This is a genomic window from Telmatobacter sp. DSM 110680, from assembly GCF_039994875.1.
Lineage (GTDB): Bacteria > Acidobacteriota > Terriglobia > Terriglobales > Acidobacteriaceae > Telmatobacter.
The window spans coordinates 3,871,524-3,896,510 of record NZ_CP121196.1 but is presented as its reverse complement, the minus strand read 5'-3'; the positions used below and the strand labels follow the sequence as shown (position 1 = coordinate 3,896,510).

Here is a 24,987-nt window from a genome sequence, read left to right as displayed (position 1 = left end):
CTTGCGTTGTCTTGCGTCAGAGGAAGTACGAACGCGGATGCTTTTTGAAGGCATCCGCGCCGATGCACCCTAATAGCGTCCCGAGCGTGCGCCGCTGCTGCTGCCTTTACGAGCCTGGTAGCAGTCACGGCAGAAGACCGGACGATCGCCGCGTGGTTCAAATGGAACAGTCGTGGGCTGGCCACAGCCGGAGCAGATGACAGGTGTTCCATGGGATGGAGCCGGACGATACCCGGAGCCTCCCCCACCTTGTTCGCTCTTCTTTGCCATGCGGCAAGGCTTGCAGCGTTTGGGGGTCGAATAACCGCGTTCCTGGAAGAACGCCTGATCCGCAGCGGTGAACGTAAAATCCTGTCCACAGTCACTGCACGTAAGTTGAATATCTCCGGCCATGGTTGTCCTCTGAGTGTCCTCGTGGCGATTGTACATACGAGTTGGTAATTTTTATATAAGAATTTGGTTTGGCTTCAAAAACTTAACGATCGCATTCAAAGGGTTTACCGGGTTGGCGAGCGGCTAAGGCGGCGCGATATAGTTGCTCAACAGCGCTCATAATGGTACACAATCAAACGTTGATGGCCGAATGACCATGCAAAATCCGGAATTCGAGGCCGAATGTATCCGCCGTATCCTGGCGGGCGAAAAGCACCTCTTTCATGACCTGATCCGGCCCTGCGAAAGGTCGATTTACTTCCTTCTTTTGTCGCTCCTCAAGAATGAAACCGACGTGGAAGACGTGGCGCAGGAAACCGTAATCAAGGTCTACCAGAATCTCGACAAGTTTCGCGGGGATGCGCAATTCCGCACCTGGGTGCTCTCCATCGCCCGCAACGAGGGGCTGGGGAGGCTGCGCAAGATAAGCTCTCGCCGCGAAGATTCGCTTGAGGCTGGCACCGACGAACAAACCGGCGATTACACTCCTGCAATCCTCACAAGCTGGCGCGAAATCCCCGTAGAGGCATTGGAACAAAAGGAGTTGGGTGCACTTCTGCGTTCAGCGATCGACGGCCTCCCGGAGATTTACCGTAACGTTGTCGTGCTCAGGGACATCGAAGAGATGGATATCCGCCAAACCGCTGCCGCACTCGGAATCAGCGAGGCCGCGGTTAAGGTTCGTCTGCATCGGGCACGCGCGCTCTTGCAGCGAAACCTGGCTCCACGACTGAAAGGATTTGCCCCCAAAGGGAAAGGCTGGTTCGGGGGGCGCACATGAGAATCGACTGCAATCACGTATGGGAGCACATTTCCGCCTACATCGACAACGACGTGGACCCGGCTGTGCGCGCCGACATTGATCGCCATCTTGAGACTTGCGAAATCTGTTCCGCTGTCCTCGACTCCACGCGGAACGTGGTTATCCTGATGGCCGATAACCGGGTGTTTGAGCTTCCGGCGGGCTTCAGCGATCGGCTCCATGCGCACATCGACAGAGAGATTCAGTCATAAAAACCGTCCCAGTGGCTGTGTTTTATGGCCGCCAGTGTATTTAAAGCAGGATCGCAAAGTAAAAGTCCATTCAAGCCAATCTGATCGTCGAATGGGCCCGTTCATCAGGAGAGGAAACCGGTGCAAAGAAATTCATTTTCAGTCTTGCCCCTTTCCTTGTAACCTTTCGCGCATGCTTGCACTCCTAGAGTGCGTGCTACAGTCTGTGCGACATCGCGTTCCAGACGCATGTTGCTTAGCCATAACCGGCGGCTTCCCCGCCTCAACCCCCGAGCGAGGTCTATTTCACATGAAGAACCAACTGAATGCCATGCTGCTCACCGCTGCTCTGACTGGTCTGATGGGCGGAACCGTCGCAGCTCATGCGACCACCACGGACAACGCAAAGAACACGACGGTTAAGGCGGCTAAGGCCGGACTGCGTTATACCAATGCCGACAAGCCACCCAAGCACTCCTGTAAGGGCAAGAATGACTGCAAAGGCCAGGGCGGCTGCAAGAGCAGCGATAACGGCTGCAAGCAGAAGAACAGCTGCAAGGGCAAGGGCGGCTGCGCGACCGACGGCTCCAAGATGCCGAAGTTCGTCTAATTGCAGTGATCAGCGATCAGTGAACAGTGATCAGTGCGGCTTCGCGCGATTGATGGCGGGGTTACCCGACAAGTTGCGTGGGACACACAGGGTCTCTGTTCACTGACCGCGACTGTCAACTTGGAACTCGGAACTGAGAACTCACTTCAAATGTCTGGTAATCGTTTCAATGCTTTTCAAAACCACGGCGTCGGGATCGGTCTCAGGATTCCGCACTACCAACACATTTTTTCGCGCAAGCCCGTGGTCGACTGGTTTGAAATCATTTCTGAGAATTTCATGATCGATGGTGGCCGCCCACTGGCCATGCTCGATCAGATTCTCGAACGCTATCGCGTGGTGCAACATGGCGTCTCTATGTACTTCGGATCGGTGACCGAACCCGATCCAGAACATCTCAAAAGGCTCAAGACGCTGGTGCGACGCACCGGCACTCCCTGGCTCAGCGATCACCTTTGCTGGGGCTCCGTCGATGGTACCTACACGCACGACCTCTTACCGCTGCCGTATACATGGGAGGCGGTGGCGCGCACCGCTGATCGAGTTCGTATGGTGCAGGACTATCTCGAGATTCCGGTTGCCGTGGAAAATGTGAGTTCCTACGCAGCGTTTACCGATTCACAAATGACCGAGTGGGAATTCCTCAATGAAGTAGTTGAGCGCGCCGACTGTGGCATCCTGCTTGACGTAAACAATATCTACGTTTCGTCAGTGAATCACGAATTCGATCCAATGGACTACGTAATTGCTGTGCCGGCGCATCGCGTGGCCCAGATTCACATCGCCGGTCACTCGAAATACGAGAAATACATTCTCGATACTCACGATCATCCCGTCATCGATCCCGTGTGGGATCTATACGCACGTGCTATCGAGCGTTGTGGACCGACTCCCACGCTGCTGGAATGGGACGACCATATCCCCAGTTTCGATGAGGTTCACTCTGAAGCCTTAAAGGCTAATCGATATCTGAAGATGTATTCCGACTCCTCCTCAAGCGTCGTGCAGGCGTCCTTGGAAGGGGAACTGCTGGAGCCGGCGCAATGAATGCCATGACCCTCGCACAGTTGCAGCGTGAGATGGCAAGTGCCGTCATGATGCCCCTCACTCCAGATGAAGAGATGGGGCGCGAATCACCCGACGGTCGCCCGATGGATCAGGTGGCCGCCACTTTTATCGCACCCAACAGTAAACTGTCACCCTTTGAACGCCTTGAGATTTACAACCGCCAATACTGGTTCCGCGTGCTTGGAGCCTTGGCAGAAGATTTCCCGGCACTGCGTTCCGTTATTGGCGCACGCTCTTTCGAAGCGATGTCAGTTGCCTATCTGAGCGAACATCCCAGCCGCTCATTTTCACTTCGTAATCTTGGATCGCATCTGGCAGAGTGGCTCAGCAAGAACCCGCATTTCGCCGGTCGTCGCGCCCGCCTCGCGCATGATGTTGCCCGTATGGAGTGGGCCTTTGTCGAAGCATTCGACGGCGCGGAGCGCGATCCACTGACTCTTGAACAGATCTCCACTCTCGATGGGTCTTCGAAGTTGGGGTTACAGCCGCATCTACAACTGGTGGCGCTCGAATTTCCGGTAGATGATCTGGTTCTGAAACTGCATAAACACGAGAAGCGCCAAACCAGCGAAGCCGGCGTCAAGCATGAGGATGATGGAGAGGCTCCTGCAAAGCTACCGCCTTTGCGTCCCAGGCCTACTTGGCTGGCTGCGCACCGCGTTGATTTTTCGGTCTATTATCTAGGCCTGAAGCGCGGTGAATTTCAGACTCTTGCTGCAATCCGCTCGGGCATGCCGCTGGCGCAGGCGATTGAGATTGGCATTACCAGTTCACGCGTTCCCAGCGCCAAGCGACCGCAACTTGTTCGGCAATTGTTCACAAACTGGTCGGAACTTGGTTGGATCTGCGCTCCAGACATCGAAGACCTGCACGCGTGAATGCTAACTCTCGATAATTGCCTGTAACTCCAAGACCACTTCCGATGTCTTAAAGATGGAATGACAATCGCTCAGCAGCGCACGTTTCTCACGGCTGAATGGAAAAATCTGCTGATGCTGAACTACGCCGTCGATCCTGAATTGCTGGCGGAATTTGTGCCCGCCGGTACGGTGCTTGATCAGTTTGCCGGCAAGACGTATGTGAGCCTCATCGGTTTCGAATTCAACGAGACACGGATTCTCGGGCGCGCCATCCCATTTCATCAGTCTTTTGAAGAAGTGAATTTGCGATTTTATGTGCGGCGCGGTGAGAGGAGAGGAGTGGTGTTCATTCGCGAATTGGTGCCGAAATTCGCGGTTGCTGCCATCGCCAGGCTCGCCTATGGCGAACGCTATTCTTCGGTGCCCATGTCTCATCGCGTTGAGCGCAGCGAAAACGGCACGATTGCGGAGTTCTCCTGGGGATCAGGATCGGATCGATGCACCATATCCGCAGAGACTTCCGCGGACGAGTATCTTCCAGCGGAAGGCTCACTGGCGCAATTCATCACCGAACACTACTGGGGCTATGCGGCGCAGGGTGAAGGCGGGACGAAGGAATATCAAGTCGAGCATCCGCAGTGGAAAGTGAGCAACGCTACAACCGCGCAATTTAGGGGACCTGCGGAGAGATATTACGGTGCGCGATTTGCAAAGGTTTTGGCCAATCCTCCTGATTCAGCATTCCTCGCGGAAGGTTCCGCTGTGACCGTATTTAAGGGCTCTCGAATTTTCTGAGACCGATCTCTCCCAACAAACGAGAAAAGATTGAAAGGGAACTATGAGCGACATCGTAAACATTGCACAGAGTTGCTATGACCGCTTCGCATCTGCGATGGCACATCTGCGAAGTCCGCTTCTGCTCGCGATCCGGCTCTACTGGGGATTGCAACTTTCCATCGACGGTTGGAACAAACTCCACAATCTGAACCGCGTCGGCGAGTACTTTTCAACGCTCAATCTCCCGATGCCTGCACAGACTGCAATCTTTGTCTCGCTGGTTGAACTTATCGGTGGCTTCACGCTCGCGATCGGCCTCTTCACACGCATCACGGCGCTCGTCCTCTTCATCAACATGACCGTGGCTTTTCTCGCAGCGGAGAAGGGTGCTTTCTTTGCGGTCATTACCGATCCCGACAAGTTCCAGGGTGCGAGCGCTTACAACGATTGGTTCGCCGCTCTCCTCATCCTTATTCTCGGGCCGGGACTCTTCGCCATCGATACGCTACTGCGCCGAAGATTTCTGCCAGACCGTGAGCGCGCACACAGCCCCGCATAATCCTTCGAGCTATCATCGTCCTTCCAACTCTGCGGAGGGCTGAAGGAACGATGCGCATCGCCTACGTGCTAACTTCACTCGGCAGAGGCGGCGCAGAACGTCAGGTGATTGCCCTCTCGGAACGAATGGCGAGTCGAGGCCATCATGTCTTTCTGCTTGTGCTCAAGCCGGTTGAGACGCACAAGTGGCCCACTTCGATAAAAGTCATTCGAGTTGATATGCGAAAGTCTCTGCGGGGAGTGTGCTCCGGACTCGCCCGCGCGCATCGTGAGCTTCGCAGCTTTCGTCCAGACATTGTTCATAGCCATACCTTCCCGGCGAATATGGCTGCGCGCATACTTCACATCTTCGGTTCTGCCCCTGCGGTGCTTTCCACGATTCATAACATCTACGAGGGTAGGTGGTGGCGGGCAACTCTCTATGGCCTCACCGACCGCCTGTGCATGCACACAACCGCAGTGAGTGATGCGGTCGCCGAGCGCCAGATCAAAATCGGCGCTGTACCGAGGCACAAGTGCTCAGTCGTCACGAATGGAATCGACAGCGACAGTTTCAAGCCGTCCACAGCCTGTAGCGCTGAGGTACGCGCGCAGTTGAATGCGGCAGACAGTTTCGTATGGCTCGCCGCCGGCCGCCTCACGCCAGCAAAGGATTATCCAAATCTTTTGCGAGCCTTCACATTGCTGCGTTTTGAATTTCCTTCCGCTCAACTGTGGATCGCCGGACAGGGAACTGCGCTCGAAGAGAAACGCCTCCAGGGCCTTGCGGAATCAACGGGCAATTCTCCGCACCTGCGTTGGCTGGGATTGCGCGATGACATGCCCGCTCTGTTGAATGCCGCAGACGCCTTTGTGTTGAGTTCGGCTTGGGAAGGCATGCCGCTCGTTGTCGGGGAGGCCATGGCCGCCGGGAAGCCGGTTGTAGCAACTGAAGTCGGTGGCGTTGCTCAACTAGTCGGCGATGCGGGCGTGCTGGTTCCGTCGAAAAGCTCGAAGGCGCTGGCCCAGGCCATGTCTGGTGTAATGCGGATGACCGAAGAGCAGCGCCAAGCAATCGGCGATGCTGCGCGAGCGCGAATTCGCCATCACTTCGACATGAACGCAAAAGCCGATGAGTGGGAAGATCTCTACTTTCGGCTAGTTCCTGCTTGTCGATAATCAAGTGTCCGCTCAGCGCGGGAAATCTTTTTGCAGTACCGATTGAAGCAGACCAAGAAATATTTATTCCGTCAGTGCTTGAGCAAAACAAAAGGCCGGAGCATATACCCGGCCTTCTGTTCTATTTGAATTTCTCAGAACGAAAACACCACTTGTGCAAACACGCGCCGCGCCGCGGAACCGGAACTGAACATACCCCCAGCGAGGCTCGTCGAATGTCCAAATTGATTTCCGGGACCATTCACGCCAGTGCTCGGATCGGGCGTAGGGATGATTGTGCCTGTCGGCTGCCCATAGTCGATATTGTTGAACAGATTCAGGGCCTGAACGCTGAAGTTCAATGAGTACTTGCGCCCAGTGGCTGTCGGTCCAAACATCCCACCAGGGCCGCCACGGCCACCGCCTCCACCGAGTCCACCCGGACCAAGGCCGCCTCCCGGAGGTCCACCGCGTCGTCCACCACCTCCGCCGTCTGGAGGACCGCCGCCCATACCGTTTGCGCTCGATCCGCCCTCAGTCTTTGGTCCGACACCAATTGCCCTGCTTACCCTGAGATTGAAGGAGAATGCCGCAGGGCCATTTCCGAGATTCACTGGAATCAGCTTTTCACCCGGAAGCGGCGCCACGTCGAGCGTTCCAAATGAAGTGACAACCTGATTGGCCAGCGGCGTGGAAGCCGTCGCGTAAGAAGGTCGCTGATTGTAAAAATTGTTCAATGGGTCAGTGGGAAGCGTGATGTTATACGGCTTCCCGGATTGGGCCATCATGAAGGGATTGAAACGGAGTTTCCACGGGCCGTTATAGTTGCCCATCGCAAACAGCATGTTACGAGAAACAAACCCCGCTGGGCCATAATCCTGCAGCAGGTCATAGGCATTTGAGGCATTGCCGCTTGTGCCGGCACTGTCGCTGTTGGCAAATGCCAGCGTGTAGAAACCTACAAAATTCAGATTCTTTGTGACCCTTGCGTTGACGCTCGCGATCATCTGGTTTTCCTTAAAGACAGCTTCAGGAAAGTACTCGTACAGATATCCGCCAGAGTCGGTTTGCGGAGTACCACCCAACGCCTGGTTGGCATTGCGCGTTACTAACTGGTGCACGCCAAACGAGTGGAGATATGTCACCGTCGCACTTGTTCCCGCAGAGATTTGGCGTTCCAGGCTTGCTCCAGCCTGCCCCGTATAAGGCGAGTGAAACTGCGGTGCAACTTCATACTTCACTGGCACCGTGGATGCTACAGCCTCATTGCTATTGGAGCAGGTGCTCAAGTCAATCTGATCAAGCGTTGTTGCCTGCCCACCGGAAGTCGAAGACGAACTGCAAACCGGATTGTTGTATACCACCTGATTTTGAATGTTGTAGCGATTTACGGTGATGAGACTGCGAACATCCAACCGGTCGTAGAAGATTCCGTAACCAGCGCGAAACACGGTCTTGGTCTTCTTGTTTTTGCCGCCATCCAGCGCGTAGGCCATCGAAACTCGTGGCGCCCAATCGTTGTGATCCGAGATGTGATTTTGAGCTTCCCAACGAACTCCGCCGGAAACAGTCAGGCGCGGGTTAACTTTCCAATCATCCTGTGCAAACAGGGCAACATCGAACACATTCGCCAGCGAAGACTGTCCCCCGGTTGTATAGCTGGCCGATGTTGGACCGAAACCTTCGCTTACTAACTGGTTATAGGGAATGCCGGCCGCAAGCCCGTTGGCCATATTCAAGTAATCGCTAGAACTTGCAAATGAGAAGCTGCCATTAAAGTTCGAGTCGGTAAAATTAGCGTCGCGTCCGTCCCGCATGCGGGTTCCAAACTTGATGGCGTGCGTGCCGTGACTCAGGGTCGTAATGTTCCAGAACTCGAGCCTGGTGGCATGATCGCGGTACACCTGTCCTGAATAGCCGCCACCGGTAAAGTCGCCTTGCACCCCGATTGTGCGCGCCGTGGAGTCTGGATAGTGATTCTCGTTCTGCCGTTCAAATTGAAAACGGGTCTCGTTCACCGCGTGGTCGTTAATCACATAGGCATCGCTCATCTGCACCGTATGATCTGTATTCGACTCGTGCGTTGAGGCCGTAGGCAGAGAGAGGTTGTTCAAGTCGCCATGTTCCGACTCGGACCAGAATCCATAGCGCACCGTGAATGTATTCTTCGCGCCTAGCTGCCAATCGATGCGGGCCGAAGCATTGTCGCGAATGCGCCGGTTTAGCAGGCTGACAGGGTATTGGGGAACGTCTACAAACCCCGAGCCTTGATTCAGGATGGCGTCGTAGATCCTCCATGAATTTACGTTTTCAGTGTTGCGTTGCTCCGCACTCACGAAAAACGAAGATGTCTTAGAGATCGCTCCGTTCACCGTCCCATTGAACTGGTAGCTGTAATACGAAGGAACTGTTGTCGTGAATGGATTACCTGTATTGAAGCTCTTGTCGTTCCCCTGGATGAAGAATTGCCCATGCAACTTGTCCGTTCCCGGCTTCGTTAGAATTTCAATGCGTCCATAACCGAGCCTGTCAAATTCCGCAGAGAACGGATTCTGGTTGATGCGGATTTCGCGGATCGCCGACTTCGGAGGAAGCTGTCCGCCGCTGAATCCATCGATATATATCTGCCCACCATTCGGGCCGGCTGATGGACCGGCGAGTGCCGAGAGTTCGTTCGATAATTCGTCAGGATCGTCTGACAGCGCATCCAGGTCCTTGTCCTTCAACACTAGTGAATTGGCATTTCCACCGGCTTCGACGTTCACCTGTGGCGAATCATCGGTCACCGTAATGTTTTGTTGCTCTACCTCGATCGCCATTGCGATATCGACGCGCTTGATCTGTCCGGCTGCAACCGCAATTGGCTGCGATTGAAATGGTGCGAAGCCTTGATATTCGGCCTTGAGTATGTAGCTCCCCGTTGTGAGGCCGCCTATAGAGTAAGCTCCACTCGCATCCGCCGTTGCCGTGCCTGCAATCTTGCCGTCGGCAGTGGTGATCGTGACCTTCGCTCCGGGAATCAGCGCCCCCGTCTGGTCCGCGATATGGCCGTGAATAGTCGTCGCGGTGGCGGAAGTGGCCGTTTGGCCGTGCGCTGCGAGACTTGCAATACCAAGCGCAAACGCAATTAAAAAATGAATGATGCAATGAAGTCGTAGATGCACTTATTCCTCACTTGATTCCGTATGAGTGCGAATGATGGACAAACTATTGGGCCCCGCCAGCTTCGGCCCCGCCAGAACCCATGCTCCAGCTCGAAAGAAGATTCTGACTGGCAGCCGGCGCCTCAAGAAGTGGTTCCACGCCAGCGAGCAGCTTGATGGCGTTCACGTCTGATGCGCCCTGGGTCGACACGAGCATGACAGCTTCGCCCTTTTGCAGGTCGCTGAGCTTAATTGCAGGAGCCCTATCCAGTGCCTGTTCCATGTCGCCTCCGCCGGCGCGGCGTCCTCCGCCCGCGCCACCGGGGCCTGCGCCTGGTCCCGCACCTTGGCCGTTTGGCGGCCCGCCGGGAGCGCCGCCACTTTCAGGCCGCGCCGTCATGGTGGCACCACCGGGGCCGGGTGCAGATCCCTTAAGCCGCGCAGCGATCATCCGCGACATCATGTCGGGCAGTCGCCGCATCTGCACATCCGGAGTTACGTGGATCGTCACGGGTTTCTTGGTCATCAGATCCTTGACGATCAAGGTGGACGCTGCAGTGTCGATCGAGGTCACAGTCCCAGAGATGTTCCTGAAACTGCCCGATACCACTTCCTCAGCGGTGATCTCCGTTCCGTCCGCATTCTTCTGTCCACGTGCGCGAAATTGGTCGCCCACTCGTACGGCATCAAGAGGTGCAGTCTGGGCGTCGGCATATCGGATCGAAGTCGGTGCATAACGTTTCAATACTGTCGACTTCTCAATGTGAACCGTGACTGTCTTTGCTGTCGGGCCAGCGCCGCTGGTCAAGATAACCACGCCTGCGGATGGGTCGACGCTCTTTACCAACCCGCCCACGCCGTTGCGCTGCCACGCTTCCTGGTCTTTCTGCTGCTTTTGCGCAACGTCGCTCTGCTTCATGGCGATCAACTGCGCTACCTGCGGCGGCGGACCCGGCGAATCGGGGTCAAGTTTCACTAGGACGCGGTCACCGGTCGCGACATCGGTGAGCTGAATAGTCTCCGCCGTGCTCAAATCCTTCTGTCCGGGCGCGATGCGTTTTAGAACTGCCGCCGCGGGAACCTGCACCTGCCGCACTTCACCTGCATCGGTTTTTACGGTTAGCGAGTCGCCGTTGATCGCCGTTACGGTGCCTAGAAAACGCTGAGCCGCTGCCTGCGCATGAAGAGCCGGGGAAACTGCCGCAACGCCGAGAAGAAGCGCCAACGACAAAAATGAGAGGTAGGCTCGCTTCGCCATCTTGCTATTCATAAATCCACTTCTGCGTGTGCCAAACGCGACCGTCCCGCCGCGGCAACGCTGTAATCGTTATCTGTTTCGGTAGACGAGTCAGACCTGCAAAAGGTTGAGAAACAGTGCCAAACTGTGCACGCGTATTTGTGGTTTGTGCGGGGGAGCACATCTGTTTATATATGTGATACTTACAAAGGCGCAACCTTAAGCGAACCTTAAGTTGTTTCGATGCTGCCGAGAATCGAGCTCAGTGCTCGAGCCAACTTAATTTACACGTACGTGATCTGCCCTAGGATTGCCGGACGCTTGGCTCCCGTAGCGGCAGGAATATTCCCGGGAAGCCGATGCCACGTCAACCACGCCAGCAGTGCGAACGCCGCGGCCTCCTTGGCCTCTGCTGGAATTCCGAAGGATTCGATTGCCGCAACCTTGCATCCCAATCGTTCGAGACGCACCTTCAACATCCGCATGAGCGTAGAATTCTTTGCTCCGCCTCCTGAGACGATGTAGTCAATTGGCTTGCCTTGCATGCTCTTCATCACGAACCGTTCGAAGCTGCGCGCAATGCTTTCCGCGGTGAGTGCAGTCGCGGTTGCCAAAGCATCTTCGCCTTTGCGGCTCACACGACGACAGGAGGTAAGAAACTTCGCGGCATACTCGCGCCCAAATTCTTCGCGGCCTGCAGTGCGCGGAGGCTTGACTGCGAAGTATGGATTACGCAACATCTGTTCAACCACAGAATCCAACACCTGGCCGCGGGCAGCGATCGACCCGTTGCGGTCATAAGACTTGTTAAACAGTTTCTGCGTCAGCGCATCCATCACCATGTTGCCGGGACCGGTATCGAATGCGATCAGCTCATCCGCGGTGCAAGCCGCAGGCATCGCCGTCATATTTGCGATGCCACCGATGTTTTGCAGTACGCGTCCACTCTTCGAATCAGCGAATAAAACATAGTCGAGCATCGGTACAAGCGGAGCGCCCTGACCGCCAGCCGCCATATCGGCGGGACGAAAATTGGAGACTACGGGGACGCCGGTCTCCGCAGCAATCAACGAAGCCTCTCCAGCCTGCCAGGTGCACGCGAAAGTTTTCCCCGCATAGGAGGTGGGACGTGCCTGGTGATAAAGCGTCTGGCCGTGGCATCCGACCAAATCCAAACTGAGTTTGTGTCGGTCGATCGTGGCCTTGACCGCATCGGCAAATGCGATTCCGAGTCGCCAGTTCAGCCATGCCAATTCGGCAGTGGAAGTTGACTTGGCATTCATCGCTGCCAGCACCAGGGAGCGAAGCGCAGCAGGATAACGAAAGCCCTCATGCGCAAGCAGCGTCAGCTTTGTTCGGGCTCTAATTCGTTCGATCCGCACAACAGCGACATCGATCCCATCCGCCGACGTCCCGCTCATGACGCCAGCCACGATCATGGGCTTCACCTTCATGATGCTTCCGCCGGAGACGAAGCGCGTGGCGCGGCTTCTGCGGTCGCATTCAAAATGGCGGCTACTGTAGCGTTGAAATCCAGAATGCTTTTGCGCAGCGATTCAAGCTTCGTCACGCTCAGCGCCGGAGTTACACCGCGAGCGTAAAGCCGTGTGCGCTTCCGCGCAGAATCGCGCGCAGTTGCCAGCAACAGCTTTCGAAACGATCCAGAACGTTCGCCCTCTGAAACCAGCGCCTCATAGGTTCGCAGAATCAATTCGGGGCTGTGACAGATTTCCAGCAGGTCAGATCCTGCGCGAATGGCAGCCACCGCCGCCTCTTCCACCGGAAGAAACTTGAGAATTCCGCCCATCTCCAAGTCATCGGAGAGAATGATCCCCTTGTAGCCGATCCGTTTGCGAAGAGTCGCCGCAATCCAGAACCGTGAGGCGCTCGCCGGCTCGTTCTTCCCCGGCGTGTGGGGGTAAGCAGCGTGATTCGTCATGATCATCGGCATGGAGCGATGAAGTTCGCGGTAGGGAACTACGTCTTCATCCCACACCTGCGAACTGGTTCGCAGAATCTCCGGCGTTACGAAATGCGTATCTCCCGCCGCTCCGCCCAGCCCTGGGAAATGCTTTCCGCATCCCGTCACTCCCTGTGCTTCCAGTCCTGCTAAAAACTCGCGCGCGTAGGCGATTACCTCTGCCGCATTGGCGCCCGCCGTCCGCGATCCCAAAACGTCTGATGCTTCAGGAAGTGCCAGATCCACAACCGGCGCAAGCGTCGTGTTGAACCCAAAAGCCTTGACCGCGCGCGCAATCAACTCGCCATGCTTCCGCGCCAGCGCAGTCTTTTTCGCGGTGCGCATCGCTTCTGCCACGGCCTGCGCTGACGCAATGGGAGCTAGAGCATCGCGCAGCCGGTTGACTGTGCCGCCTTCAACGTCCACGCACCGCACTGCGCGCGGACAACAAAATCCGGTAGCCTCTTCCAGCAATGCGCGCGTCTGCTGCGCATCTTTGATGTTGCGACGGAAGAGGATGATGCCGCCTGGACGCACCAACCTGAGCCAAGCACGCTCCAGTCCCGTGAGTTCCGTCGCGTTCAAACCCACCACGAGTAAGCTACCGGCGGCCTGCCGCACCGTCGCAGTCATGATTTCTCCTTGAGTTCCTGCTGCAACTCTTCCAGTAGATTCAGCGCCTGTAAAGGCGTCAGCGCATTCACATCGACGGCTTCGATGCGATCCACGATCCGCTGCGATAATGGCGTAAAAATTGTCAACTGCATCGGCTCCGGTGTTGTTTCCACCTGCACGCTCTGGCGCTCCTGCTTCTCATGCTGCTTCAATACATGTTTTGCGCGATCGATCACCTGCGTCGGCAATCCCGCCAGCTTTGCGACTTCTATCCCGTAACTCTTGCTGGCTGCACCCGGTTCAATCGTATGCAGAAACACGATACCGCCCGCGCCCTCCTTCACACCCACGCGCAGGTTGCGCACACGTGGCAACTTCTCCGCAAGCATTGTCAACTCGTGATAGTGCGTGGCAAACAACGTGCGTGCACCCGTCTCCGCATGGAGATATTCGACCGTGGCCCATGCAAGCGACAGCCCGTCAAACGTCGCCGTACCGCGTCCCATCTCGTCGAGCAAGATTAACGATCGTTTCGTCGCCGTGTTCAGGATCGTCGCCGTTTCCGTCATCTCCACCATAAATGTGGAGCGACCCCGCGCAACGTTATCGCTTGCCCCGATACGCGTGTAGATGCGATCCACCAATCCCAGCCGCAGACTCTGCGCCGGAACAAAGCTCCCCATCTGCGCCATCAGCACCAGCATCGCGGCCTGCCGCAGATAAGTACTTTTGCCACCCATGTTCGGCCCAGTGATCAGCAGCAGGCTCGGTCCGAATTCACCCGAATTGATGTATAGATCGTTGGCGATAAACCGGCCTTCGCGCGTCTCCTCCATCCACTGCTCAATTACCGGATGCCGCGCCGCCACTGCCTCCAGCAGTTGCTCGTCCTTCAGTACGGGTCGCACATACCGCCGCAGTGCCGCGAGATGCGCAAAGTTCGTCAGCAGATCGGCCTCCGCAACAGCCGTCGACGTTCGCCGAATCCTGCCCGCGGCTTCCAGCACCTTCGTCCGCAAAGCCACAAAGATCCGCTTCTCGATCTCGATGCAACGATCGTGCGCGGTAAGAATCTTGACTTCGTACTCTTTCAACTCCGGCGTCGTGAATCGTTCCGCATTGACCAGCGTCTGTTTGCGCTCGTAGTCCGCCGGAGCCATCGCCAGGTTCGACTTTGTGATCTCAATGTAATAACCAAAGACCGAGTTGTAGCGCACCTTCAGAGAACCGATGCCTGTGCGTGCCCGCTCCCGTTCCTCGATCGCGGCAATCGACTGCCGGCCTGACGATGAAATCGTCCGCAACTCATCAAGCTCGGCATCCACGCCCGTTTGAATCGCGCCGCCATCCGCCATCGTCAGCGGCGGCTCGGCAACCAGCGTGGTCACAATGCGCGTCGTTACGTCTTCGAGCGTGTCGAGCCGCGTAATGAGTTCGCGCCACAGCGGAGCTTGCATCGCCTCCATAGCAATCTTCAAATCCGGCAAACGCGCCAGGCTAGCCGCCAGCCCGCAGACGTCGCGGGGGCCAGCGGAGTCCAGACTGAGCCGCGCCAGTAGACGCTCCAGATCAAGGATGCCTTCAAACGCGCGACGGACTTCTTCGCGCTTGAGCAGATCGCCGTGCGCCTCTGAAACTGCTTCGTACCGTGCGTCCAACACGTCAGCATCAATGAGCGGCCGCAGGATGGTCGCACGCAGCATCCGCTTTCCCATCGGTGTCAGGCAGCAATTCAGCGTGTGGAAAAGCGTCGCACGGTCGTCCTGCCCGGCAAACAGTGGCTCGACGAGTTCAAGATTCCGCACCGTCACCTGGTCGAGCTCCAGCGCAGTCGAGTGCTCCTGAAACTTCAGCGAATCAATGTGCAGCGCTTCGTTTTTCTGCGTGGTGCGAACGTAATGCAGCAGTGCGCCTGCAGCGATCGCCGCCGGCTCGTGACCCAGCAGCCCGAATCCCTCGAGCGACTTCACCTTGAGTTGCCGCTCGACTATCTGAAGTGCGAAATCCCGCGTCCACACCCAATCCTCGACACGCGTTTTGGCTGGAATCTTTTCAAGTGCCCCCGGGATCTCCGCACTCGTTGCCAGCAGAACTTCGCTCGGGCCGGCAAGCAGCAACTCCTCCAACGCCTGTTGTCGAGCCTTCGCACCCTGAAACTCCGCCGTGCGAAATTCCCCGGTTGAAACATCAAGAAGCGCCACTGCGCAGACAGCCTGCTTCTCCGGACCGCTTTCAAAATACGCAGCCAGAAAGTTGTTGCGTTCCTGGCCAAGCGCCGCATCCATCGCGGTGCCTGGAGAGAGCACGCGCGTCACTTCACGCTTCACAATCTTCTTGGTGAGCTTCGGATCTTCCATCTGATCGCAGATGGCGATTCGATAGCCTTTGCGCAAAAGCCGCGCCAGGTATCCTTCGACCGAGTGGTACGGTACCCCGCACATGGGCAACTGCCGCTCCCGGTCGCGCGCGGTCAACGTAAGTTGCAACTCGCGGCTGGCAATTATCGCGTCGTCATAGAAGAGCTCATAAAAGTCGCCCATGCGAAAGAACAGCAATGCATCGGGGTTTTCGCGCTTGGCTGCAGACCACTGCCGCATAAAGGGCGTCGGCTCCAGCGATTTGGCACCGGCTTTGCCTGAGGCCGGAGCCTCTGCGGTACTGTCGACGAGGGACTCTTCCGAGGCAGGGGGAGACGGGGGCGCCGCCGCGGATTGGAGGTCTGCGGATTGCACAATTGCCTACAGATTACCGTGTTGCGACTGCTAGCGCCCTGTGCAGAACAAGGGGCAAACCCCGCTAGTTCCCAACACGGGCCGGGGATCCCATTCCATGCTGCGATTCCAGCTTGTATGATTCTCGCCATTAATCAGATGTGGAACACACTCAGTGGCGCCGGAGCAGGAGCGATCGACCTATGGGAAATAGCCTAAGCATTACCTCGGACGTCGATAAGCCAAAGATCTTCGAATGCCCGAGTTGCAAGCAGACAATCGACACGGCCTCAACGCAATGCCGCTTTTGCTCCGCATCCATAGACCCTGCGATTGCAGAGGTAGCCGCAGTCAGGATGGCCCGCATTAACCGCGCCTGCAGCGATGCAAGCTACTTGAAGATTGCTGCGCTTTGCGCGCCGGCATTTCTGGTCATCCTTTTTGTACCGTTCATGACATTCATGGGAGAACTCGGCCTCATCTTTCTGGAATTTGCAATTCCCATCTGGATAATTCTCTGGTGTTTTCGATTCCTCAATATCCAAACAGACGACCCGGATTTCCGCCGCGCCAAAAAGACCGTTCTTATCGTTACAATCGCCTGGGTATTTTTGGTAGGCTTCAGATTTATTGGACGCTGATTCGCCAGACTTTCTCGCCGCGCAAATCTGTAAGCCAGACTGAACCGAAAGCGTAACGCACACTGTCGCCACCCGCACCGTGCCACTGCGCCACCACGGTGTTCGTCTTCGCATCAATGCGGCTAAGGGGAAACTCGGTCTCGGTAGCCCAGACCGATCCACCACCAAAGGCAATCTCACCGCCGTGCCCCGGAATCCCGACGCCGATTGTCGCGATCAGCTTGCCAGTTTTGGAATCCACACGCGAAACCGTGCCATCGCCTTGGTTCAGCACCCAGATCGATCTCGCGCCGTAGGTCAGGAAGCGTGGCATCAGACCGACCGCAGTGGAACTCAACACCTTGTTGGTTGTTGGATCGACTCGAACCAGCGCATTGCCGGCATTCGAACTCACCCATACCGACCCATCCGCAAAGAGGGGGTTGAATGATCCAGCCGGGATCCTGATCCGCGCGATGACCTTATTGGTTCTGGCGTCGATCCGGGTCAGTTCTCCCTCCTTTGAGGTCACCAACCACACACTTCCAGACCCGGCGGTGACTCCTCCCTCATCGTCCGCAGGCCCAGCCGAGACCGTCGCCTGGAGCGCGCCAGTCTGTTGATCCAGTCGCACCAGGATCTTGTCCCCGCAACTCGGAACCCACAAACTCCCGAATCCAACCGCCAATCCTGAGCACGGCTTGTGGACCGTCACCACCACCCCTGTCTGGTTGGTTGTCGGATCGATTCGAACCACGTGGTCAACGTTGCCGCTCGTTATCCATAGGGCATCTGCAGTCACACTGAGCCAATCCGGATCGCCCTTCACCTCAATCGTGGCTGCCTTGGGCAATTCCTCCATCGGGTGCTGCACGCCTGGGGTCTGAACTCCGGTCTTCTTCGGAAAAACCGGCCCCTGTCCGATCATCGGAAAAGATAACAACACAAGGCCTATACAGATCCCGATGCTGATGCGTCTTACATAAATCGCTCTCATCGCCTTCAGTCCTTTGCGGATACAGATCACACCCCTACTACTCGCCAAACTCGTTACGGTGATTTGGATCACAGTATACTGAGACCTAAGGCTTTAGATTTGAGTTCGGCATGCACCTGCTTTGGCTCCGAGTCGCGACCGTACTTTATTTCGCGGCTAGCTACGCAATCTTCCCCGCCGTGCTCTACAAGTCCGAGCGTGCGCGACGGTGGTGTGTGCACCTCGGTGGCATGGCTTTCTTTTTCCACTTCGTATCTGCCGTAGAAATGCTTGTCCAAGCTCATCGTTGGGTTCCAGTGGGAGCCCGCGAAGCTGAATCATTGCTTGGATTTGCGGTGGCCGGTCTATTCTTTTTGGCCTGGTGGATCTACGACGCCATTTCCCTTGGAGTTTTCGCACTCCCGATCACGTTTTTCCTGGTGTTTGTTCCGTCATTGGGCCTCAAAGGTTATAGTTTTCCGTCGGAAGGCGTAAGAACGAGCTGGCTGATTGCTCATATTACGGCGCTCCTGGCTGCGTATGCCGCCCTGGGGTTCAGCCTTCTCGCATCGCTGCTTTATCTGGTGCAGGAACGCCGACTGAAGGCCAAGCCCAAGTCTCCTGATAACTCCTGGTGGATTCCTCTCGACTGGTTGCCGCCGCTGGATACCCTTGAGCGCATCGCCCATGCCATGCTGCTCTTCGGTTTCCCCTGCATGACCGTCGGTCTTATTCTTGGCGCCGTTCTTGTACAGGAGACCTCTCTTGGCGCTGCCTATTATGGCGACCCCAAGGTTGTAGCTTCCTACGCGATGTGGGGACTCTATGTACTCCTGCTCTACCTGCGTCAGACAGCCGGGCTTCGCGGTCGCAAGGCTGCCTATCTTTCCGGAGCGGTTCTGATCGTCATGCTTTGCGTGTGGGCGGCCAACACCGTGAGCCACGTCCACAGGTTCGGTGCCCCATGAGCCGGCTCGTTCTTATCGGGGTGAATCACAAAACCGCGCCCATCGAGCTGCGCGAGCGCATCGCTATCTCCCGCGACGAGCTGCCCGAAGCGACCCGCGCACTGGCCGCGCAGCCCGGCGTCAGCGAATGCATGATTGTCTCCACCTGCAATCGTGTGGAAATACTGGCCGCCGTAGAATCACCCGAAACCGATCTAACCACGTTCCTGCATCACCACTTCGGCATCGATCAGACTCTGCTGGCGCCGCACATCTATCAGCATCGCGATCAGCAGGCAGTTCGCCATCTCTTCCGCGTGGCTTCCAGCCTCGACTCGATGGTGGTCGGCGAACCCCAGATTCTCGGACAGGTAAAAGAAGCCTTTGCTTCGGCGCGAGCCGCCGGTACCGTCTCCGGACAACTGGAACATTTGCTGCAGTCCGCATTCGCCGCAGCCAAGCGTGTTCGAACCGAAACGCAAATCGGCTCCAACTCCGTCTCCATTGCGTCGGTCGCGGTCGAACTGGCCCGCAAGATATTCGGATCGCTCCAGGGCCGCACCGTCTTCCTGGTCGGCGCCGGAAAAATGAGCGAACTTGCAGCCCGTCATCTGGTGCAGCAGGGAGCGGGAGCCATCCTCGTCACCAACCGCACGCTGGAACGCGCCCGCCAGCTTGCCGAGCCCTTCGACGGACGCGTCATTCCGTTCGAAAAGCTCTACGAGACGGCCACAGAAGCAGACATCGTCATCAGCTCTACAGGCGCGCCTCACCCGATCTTCCGCAAAGAGCACGGTCAGCAATTTATGCATCGGCGGCGCAACCGCCCCATGTTCTTCATCGATATCGCCGTCCCCCGCGATGTCGATCCTGCGATGAACAAGGTCGAAGGCATCTTCGTCTACGACATCGACGACCTGCAGCAAGTAGCGGCCTCGCACATCGCGGAACGGCAGTCCCAGGCCGGCGATGCCGAAGCGCTCATCAATGCCGAGGTGGAGCGCTTCCATCAGCGCCGTCGCGCTGTCAATGTTGCCCCAGCTATTGTCTCGTTGCAGCACCAGGCCGAAGAGATCCGTCAGAACGAGATGAGGCGTATGCACGCGAAGCTTGGAATCCTCAATGAAGAACAGCTCGCGGCCATCGAAGCGCTCACGCGCGGTCTGGTCAACAAGTTTCTTCATCCTCCCATGCAGGCTCTCAAGCAGGCTGCGCGCGAAAACGACTCAACCCGCGTAGACGCCCTATGCGAAGCGTGGTCACTGCCTTCGGTGGCCGACGCCGTTTCAGAACCAGTCGCACCCCAATCGGAACCTTCTCCAACTACCTACGGGGAAGCGGAGAGTAAAAGCGCGGAGCGCCGCGAGAACGAAACCAGCGCCGTAGGAGGCAAATGAATCTGCGCATCGGTAGTCGTGGCTCGCAACTTGCGCTCTGGCAGGCTAATCATATCGCTGCGCTTTTGCGCGGGCATGGTCACACCGTCGAAATCGAAATCATTAAGACCACTGGCGACCGTCTGCAGGAAGTCACCTTCGCCCAGGTTGGCTCCAAAGGAATGTTCACCAAGGAGATTGAAGAGGCGCTTGCGGAAGGCCGTGTCGATCTCGCCGTCCATTCGCTGAAAGACCTGCCGACAGAGTTGCCCGCGCCCTTCACCCTCGCCGCGACGCCGCCTCGCGTTGACCCCCGCGACGTCCTCGTTTCAGTCAAGTATCACAGCCTGCATGCACTTCCGCACGGAGCAGTGGTCGGCACCAGCAGTCAGCGCCGCCGCGCCCAGTTGCTTGCTCTCCGCCCCGACATCCAAGCAGTAGAGTTTCGCGGAAACGTCGATACCCGTCTGCGCAAACTCGCCGAGGGACAGGTTGGTGCAATCCTCCTCGCCGCCGCAGGCCTCGATCGTCTTGAAAAGACCGAGTGGATCCGCGAGCGCCTCGAGCCGCATCATTTCTGTCCTGCTGCCGGCCAGGGTTCACTGGGCATCGAGACACGGAAAGATGACGCAGCAACCATTGCTGCCATTGCCTTCCTCAACGATCCCGCTACGTGCTTCGCCGTGACCGCCGAACGTGCTGCTCTTGCCGCCCTTGGCGGGGGCTGCCAGGTTCCCATCGGCATTCACTGTCGCCTCGCTCCGCAAGACGAAGCCGGAGAATGGCAGGAAATTTTTGCCGTAGTCGCTGATCCAGCAACCGGCAAAGCTATCCGCATCCATCATGAGTCGCGTCGATCCGAAATCGGCCCTGTCGCCCTCGGTCAGCTGGCGGCGGAACTGCTCATCGAAGCAGGTGCCGCTCCGCTGCTCGAAGCGACCGCAAATCCGCCCGCAGGCGCTTCCGCCTAGCAATCTTTCAGACTTCACGCGGGTTTCTGAATCAATCCAGCTATGATTGTCTTTCCGAGTAACGGGACAAAGGGAAGGAGATTGAGGTTTTGCCTCTCAATCCATCCCCTCGGATGCGGAAAATCGCCAGGTTAAATCTCCAAGGCCATCATGAAGAGTAAGCATCGCCAGATAGAGTTCATCGTATGACGGCGCCACTCGCAGGTCGACGCGTCCTTGTCACGCGTGCCGCGCACCAGGCGGGCAAACTCAGTGAAGGCCTGCGCGCAGCCGGTATAGAGCCTGTCGAAGTGCCCGTCCTCGAAATCCTTCCGCCCGCGAGCTACGAACCGCTCAATCATGCACTCCAGCATCTCTACAGTTACGACTGGTTGATTCTTACGAGTGCCAATACCGTTCGAGCCGTTACGGAAAGAGCCGCGGCTCTCGGGCTCTCCCTGCGCGATCCCGGCCCGCACATCGGCGCCATCGGCCAGGCCACTGCTGAAGCCGCCCGGCAGGCGGGCCTTCACGTCACGCTTACTCCCGAAAGCTACGTCGCGGAAAGTCTCGTTACCGCACTCGCAACCCGCATCCGCGGTAAGCACGTATTGCTGGCGCGCGCCACCATCGCTCGCGACGTCATCCCCGATGCCTTGCGCAAAATCGGAGCTACCGTGAACGTGGTTGACGCTTACCAGAATGCCACTCCTGCCGATTCACCCGGACGGTTACGTGCTGCGATCGCTACACGGATTGACGCGTGCACCTTCACCAGCTCATCCAGCGTCATCCACCTGGCAGACGTCGCGCGCAACGCCGGCATCGCGTTTCCGTTTCCAGGCGTCAAGGCCATTTCCATTGGCCCCATCACCAGCGCAACACTTCGCGAACGAGGTTGGGAACCCTTTGCCGAAGCCACGCCCCACGATATCCCCGCCCTGCTGGCAGCGGTGCTTCGGGCATTGGCATAACTCCCACGACCGCCCCAAGGCGGTGGACGCTTTAGACTTCTTCCTATGCAGTCGTCGCAATTTCGGCGGTTTCAAGTGCTGATTCTCGTTGTAGCGTTCAGTGTTTTATCCCAAGGTCAGCAGCAGCACACTCTCCGCTACGCTCCCGGCAAATCCATCACGCTGGCTCTTCCTCCTTCTCTTGGAATCAACATCGCCGCTACGGGGCTTGGGCGGGTTCGCTTCTTCGCCCGCTCGCCAGATGGAAGAATCTTTGTCACCGGAATGCACAGCCTTGCGGACAACACTCAGGGTTCCGTTTTCATCCTCGATGGCTGGAACGACAAGACCTACACTTTCTCAAGGATCACGCATTATCTCGATCATCTTCGCAATCCCAACAACATCGCCTTCTGGACCGATCCCGGAACGCAACAGAGCTGGCTCTACGTGCCACTCAGCGACAGACTAGTGCGGTACAAGTACAACGCGGGCGACAATGCACCTTCGTCTCCGCCTGAGACGTTGATCAAGTTTCCCGACTACGGACTCAACTACAAATACGGCGGCTGGCACCTCACGCGCACGGTGGCCATCGGCAAGATGGGAAACGCCACGAGGGTTTTTGTCTCCGTCGGATCATCCTGCAACTACTGCCAGGAAGATGAAGTGCTGCGCGCGTCAGTCGTAAGCATGGATCCCGACGGAAAGAATCCGTCGCTCATTGCGCAGGGATTGCGGAACGCCGTGGACATTCACGCAGTGCCTGCTCTCGATGGCGCGCTCTTTGCAACCAACATGGGAGACGATCATCTCGGCGATAAACTCCCCGAAGATACCTTTTTCAAGCTTGACATTGCCGCGAAGCCTCCGCTGAACTACGGCTGGCCTACCTGCTACTTTTCCAATGGCAAGCCAGTGCTCGACAAGACGCCGCTGCCCGCACTGAGCGAGGCAAGGTATTTTGCTCTCACCGCGCCGGTGCCTTCCGCACATCATGACGATTCGGTATACGGCAAGCAGAAAGGAGTCGCAGCGACAGGGACGAATCTTAGCGCAGGTGGAGGACAAAAACGAAGCCCTGATCCAAATGCCGATCTGGGGCACGCGCCGGCGGCACTCAGGTCATGCGCGCAGGTTCCCGCGGCGTACACAACTTTTGCGGCGCACAGCTCACCACTCGGTTTCGAGTATTTTGCGCAGGATGACAATCTGCTCCGTGATGGCTTCCTTGCCGCCCTGCACGGTGCCAGCCATCCAAGCATTGGAACCGGCTATCGTGTGGTGCGTTTCACGCCCTCTGATCGAAAGCCACGCGACTTCATCACGGGTTTTCTGATGACAGAAAATGGCAAGCCAGTAGTGCATGGCCGACCCTGCGGAATCCTGCGCGTAGGCAAAGACAGCTTCTTGTTGTCCGATGACTACCTTGGCCTTATCTACTACATCCATCCAAGTACGAAAACAAGCTAGAAACTGCCTTATCAGCTCGACCATGTTTTGTCTTTGGAATGACAAAGCTGCTCGAGATTGCATTTGTCGCACTTGGGATTGCGCGCGATGCACACCTGCCGTCCGTGATGAATCACCTGGTGCGAAAAGCTGATCCAGCGATCCTGCGGCAAAATCTTCATCAGATCCTGCTCGACTTTTTCTGCTGTCTCGGCTTTTGTCAGATCAAGCCGCCTTGAAATCCTGAAGACATGCGTATCAACCACAACGCCCTCGGCTTTGCCGTAGCTCACGCCCAGCACCACGTTGGCAGTCTTGCGTGCCGCGCCCGGAACCGTGATTAACTGTGCAAGTGTCTCAGGAACCTTCCCGCCAAACCGCTCCACGATGGCCTTTGCCGCACCCTTGATCGACTTCGCCTTGTTATTGAAAAACCCCGTAGTCCGAATAATCTCGATCAACTCCGGAATCTCAGCCTTGGCCATCGCCGCCGGAGTAGGGAAGCGTTTGAACAGTTCCGGCGTCACCATATTCACGCGTACATCGGTGCACTGCGCTGAAAGAATAGTAGCCACCAGCAGTTCCCACGGCGTCCTGTGCGTCAATGCGCAAACCGCATCCGGGTACGCTTCGTCGAGAGCTTTCAGGATTGCGGCAATTCGCTCCGGCGCGAGATCGCGCGAAGCCGCCGCGCGTTTGATTGCCTTCTTTATCGGCTTTTTCTTTGCATCAGATTTCGTCGGAGACATGATCTTCTACAGTTTTCCATTGAGCCAGTCTGAAAGTTTTTCCACCGGCAGCCGCAGCGCCAAGTAAAACTGCCCAAACAACGCATATACTGCGCTCACTTCATCGAAACGCATCTCGTAGATCAGCTTCTTGAATACCACCGGGTCGTCGGCGAACAGATCCACGCCCCACTCCCAGTCATCCATTCCAATCGATCCCGAGATGATCTGCTTCACCACGTCCCCGTATCGCCGTCCGATCATGCCATGCTCGTGCATCATCCGCTGGCGATCCGCGAACGGAACGGTATACCAGTTCACCTGCTCGCCGCGCTTGCGGTCCATAGGATAAAAGCACAGATACTTCGCATCCGGAATAGCAGGGAAGAGGCGCGTTTTCATCGCCTCGGCTCCTCGCTTCAACGAGGATTCAACTTCCGCGTTCCACTCTGGCGTGTGGTTCTCAAAACCCTTCGCGGATGCCGCCTCGTACGTCTTGCGGCTCGACTCGTACAGCCCAAGCTCGACGACGGAAACATAGGAGTGCGTCGGAGTCAGAAAATCATAAAAAGAAGTCTTTGCCAGGTCCAGCTCTACCTGGTTCAGAGCTTCAAACGAATCGCGGAAGTGCACGAGGATTAAATCGCCCTTATGTCCAAGCTGCGAGAAAAGCCCCGTCTGGGCTCCGGCTCCCGGCCCCTGCTCCAACTTCTCGAGAGCCGCAGTGAATTCCGCCGTAATTTTCGTGCGCTCGCCCTCCGCGCAGGACCGCCACGCCTTCCAATCAAAACGAAAGAACTGATGTAAAAGTGCGGACCCTTCAAGCGTGAGCGGAACAGGAGGAAATTCAGCCAACGGAAACACCTCGTTCGTGCGTTGAAATC

The 24,987-nt window shown here is 57.0% G+C and carries 23 protein-coding genes; 14 read left to right on the top strand and 9 right to left on the bottom strand.

Annotated elements, in window-relative coordinates; genetic code table 11:
* Window positions 1-69: 69 nt before the first annotated feature.
* Window positions 70-393, bottom strand: a complete 324-nt coding sequence (locus P8935_RS16000) for a zinc-ribbon domain containing protein (RefSeq protein WP_348261299.1) — start codon at window positions 391-393, stop codon at window positions 70-72.
* A 190-nt stretch (window positions 394-583) separates the two neighbouring features.
* Between P8935_RS16000 and P8935_RS15995 the strand changes: the two genes are divergently transcribed.
* The 8 genes from P8935_RS15995 to P8935_RS15960 all read left to right on the top strand — a co-directional run bounded on the left by P8935_RS15995 (window position 584) and on the right by P8935_RS15960 (window position 6,456).
* Window positions 584-1,213 (top strand): sigma-70 family RNA polymerase sigma factor, encoded by a 630-nt coding sequence (locus tag P8935_RS15995; protein WP_348261298.1) that lies wholly within the window; start codon window positions 584-586, stop codon window positions 1,211-1,213.
* Entirely contained in the window at window positions 1,210-1,446 is a 237-nt protein-coding gene (locus P8935_RS15990; protein WP_348261297.1) for a zf-HC2 domain-containing protein, read from the top strand. Before P8935_RS15995 ends, P8935_RS15990 begins: the two co-directional genes overlap by 4 nt.
* Window positions 1,447-1,735: 289 nt before the next feature.
* Window positions 1,736-2,035, top strand: coding sequence for a hypothetical protein (locus P8935_RS15985; RefSeq protein WP_348261296.1), 300 nt, complete (start codon window positions 1,736-1,738; stop codon window positions 2,033-2,035).
* 150 nt (window positions 2,036-2,185) lie between these two features.
* Window positions 2,186-3,082: a DUF692 domain-containing protein gene (locus P8935_RS15980; RefSeq protein WP_348261295.1), complete on the top strand. Its 897-nt coding sequence runs from the start codon at window positions 2,186-2,188 to the stop codon at window positions 3,080-3,082.
* Window positions 3,079-3,981: a DNA-binding domain-containing protein gene (locus P8935_RS15975; protein ID WP_348261294.1), complete on the top strand. Its 903-nt coding sequence runs from the start codon at window positions 3,079-3,081 to the stop codon at window positions 3,979-3,981. The genes P8935_RS15980 and P8935_RS15975 overlap by 4 nt, the downstream gene beginning before the upstream one ends.
* 60 nt (window positions 3,982-4,041) lie before the next feature.
* Window positions 4,042-4,758: a DUF2071 domain-containing protein gene (locus P8935_RS15970; protein WP_348261293.1), complete on the top strand. Its 717-nt coding sequence runs from the start codon at window positions 4,042-4,044 to the stop codon at window positions 4,756-4,758.
* A gap of 43 nt (window positions 4,759-4,801) precedes the next feature.
* On the top strand, window positions 4,802-5,299 hold the full coding sequence (locus tag P8935_RS15965) for a DoxX family protein (RefSeq protein WP_348261292.1): 498 nt from the start codon (window positions 4,802-4,804) through the stop codon (window positions 5,297-5,299).
* Between the two features lie 50 nt (window positions 5,300-5,349).
* Complete coding sequence (locus P8935_RS15960; protein ID WP_348261291.1) at window positions 5,350-6,456, top strand: glycosyltransferase; 1,107 nt, start codon at window positions 5,350-5,352, stop codon at window positions 6,454-6,456.
* Between the two features lie 134 nt (window positions 6,457-6,590).
* On the opposite strand, the gene P8935_RS15955 is transcribed toward P8935_RS15960, so the two are convergent.
* The 5 genes from P8935_RS15955 to mutS form a co-directional block, all read right to left on the bottom strand.
* Window positions 6,591-9,599 carry a carboxypeptidase regulatory-like domain-containing protein gene (locus tag P8935_RS15955; RefSeq protein WP_348261290.1) on the bottom strand — a complete coding sequence of 1,003 codons (3,009 nt, stop codon included), beginning with the start codon at window positions 9,597-9,599 and terminating at the stop codon, window positions 6,591-6,593.
* A gap of 43 nt (window positions 9,600-9,642) precedes the next feature.
* Complete coding sequence (locus tag P8935_RS15950) at window positions 9,643-10,848, bottom strand: hypothetical protein (RefSeq protein ID WP_348261289.1); 1,206 nt, start codon at window positions 10,846-10,848, stop codon at window positions 9,643-9,645.
* 251 nt (window positions 10,849-11,099) lie between these two features.
* Window positions 11,100-12,269 carry an anhydro-N-acetylmuramic acid kinase gene (locus P8935_RS15945; protein WP_348261288.1) on the bottom strand — a complete coding sequence of 390 codons (1,170 nt, stop codon included), beginning with the start codon at window positions 12,267-12,269 and terminating at the stop codon, window positions 11,100-11,102.
* Window positions 12,266-13,408, bottom strand: a complete 1,143-nt coding sequence (nagZ, locus tag P8935_RS15940) for a beta-N-acetylhexosaminidase (RefSeq protein ID WP_348261287.1) — start codon at window positions 13,406-13,408, stop codon at window positions 12,266-12,268. The genes P8935_RS15945 and nagZ overlap by 4 nt, the downstream gene beginning before the upstream one ends.
* Window positions 13,405-15,987 carry a DNA mismatch repair protein MutS gene (gene mutS, locus P8935_RS15935; RefSeq protein WP_348265346.1) on the bottom strand — a complete coding sequence of 861 codons (2,583 nt, stop codon included), beginning with the start codon at window positions 15,985-15,987 and terminating at the stop codon, window positions 13,405-13,407. Before mutS ends, nagZ begins: the two co-directional genes overlap by 4 nt.
* Before the next feature lie 317 nt (window positions 15,988-16,304).
* Here mutS and P8935_RS15930 point away from each other — a divergent pair, with 317 nt between their 5' ends.
* Window positions 16,305-16,742 carry a hypothetical protein gene (locus P8935_RS15930; protein WP_348261286.1) on the top strand — a complete coding sequence of 146 codons (438 nt, stop codon included), beginning with the start codon at window positions 16,305-16,307 and terminating at the stop codon, window positions 16,740-16,742.
* Here the strand turns inward: P8935_RS15930 and P8935_RS15925 are convergent.
* A complete protein-coding gene (locus P8935_RS15925) occupies window positions 16,729-17,718 on the bottom strand; it encodes a PQQ-binding-like beta-propeller repeat protein (RefSeq protein WP_348261285.1) in 990 nt (329 codons plus the stop codon). The two genes, P8935_RS15930 and P8935_RS15925, sit on opposite strands and share 14 nt — an antisense overlap.
* A 110-nt stretch (window positions 17,719-17,828) precedes the next feature.
* On the opposite strand from P8935_RS15925, the gene ccsA reads away from it, so the two are divergent.
* The 5 genes from ccsA to P8935_RS15900 all read left to right on the top strand — a co-directional run bounded on the left by ccsA (window position 17,829) and on the right by P8935_RS15900 (window position 23,396).
* A complete protein-coding gene (ccsA, locus tag P8935_RS15920; RefSeq protein WP_348261284.1) occupies window positions 17,829-18,665 on the top strand; it encodes a cytochrome c biogenesis protein CcsA in 837 nt (278 codons plus the stop codon).
* Window positions 18,662-20,041: a glutamyl-tRNA reductase gene (gene hemA / locus P8935_RS15915; protein ID WP_348261283.1), complete on the top strand. Its 1,380-nt coding sequence runs from the start codon at window positions 18,662-18,664 to the stop codon at window positions 20,039-20,041. The genes ccsA and hemA overlap by 4 nt, the downstream gene beginning before the upstream one ends.
* Window positions 20,038-20,991, top strand: a complete 954-nt coding sequence (gene hemC, locus P8935_RS15910; protein ID WP_348261282.1) for a hydroxymethylbilane synthase — start codon at window positions 20,038-20,040, stop codon at window positions 20,989-20,991. The genes hemA and hemC overlap by 4 nt, the downstream gene beginning before the upstream one ends.
* 185 nt (window positions 20,992-21,176) lie before the next feature.
* Complete coding sequence (locus P8935_RS15905; protein ID WP_348261281.1) at window positions 21,177-21,944, top strand: uroporphyrinogen-III synthase; 768 nt, start codon at window positions 21,177-21,179, stop codon at window positions 21,942-21,944.
* A gap of 75 nt (window positions 21,945-22,019) precedes the next feature.
* Entirely contained in the window at window positions 22,020-23,396 is a 1,377-nt protein-coding gene (locus P8935_RS15900; protein WP_348261280.1) for a hypothetical protein, read from the top strand.
* A gap of 11 nt (window positions 23,397-23,407) precedes the next feature.
* On the opposite strand, the gene nth is transcribed toward P8935_RS15900, so the two are convergent.
* Both nth and hemQ read right to left on the bottom strand, forming a co-directional pair.
* Complete coding sequence (gene nth, locus P8935_RS15895) at window positions 23,408-24,124, bottom strand: endonuclease III (RefSeq protein WP_348261279.1); 717 nt, start codon at window positions 24,122-24,124, stop codon at window positions 23,408-23,410.
* Window positions 24,125-24,130: 6 nt separating this feature from the next.
* Window positions 24,131-24,958 carry a hydrogen peroxide-dependent heme synthase gene (gene hemQ, locus P8935_RS15890; protein ID WP_348261278.1) on the bottom strand — a complete coding sequence of 276 codons (828 nt, stop codon included), beginning with the start codon at window positions 24,956-24,958 and terminating at the stop codon, window positions 24,131-24,133.
* Window positions 24,959-24,987: the final 29 nt, after the last annotated feature.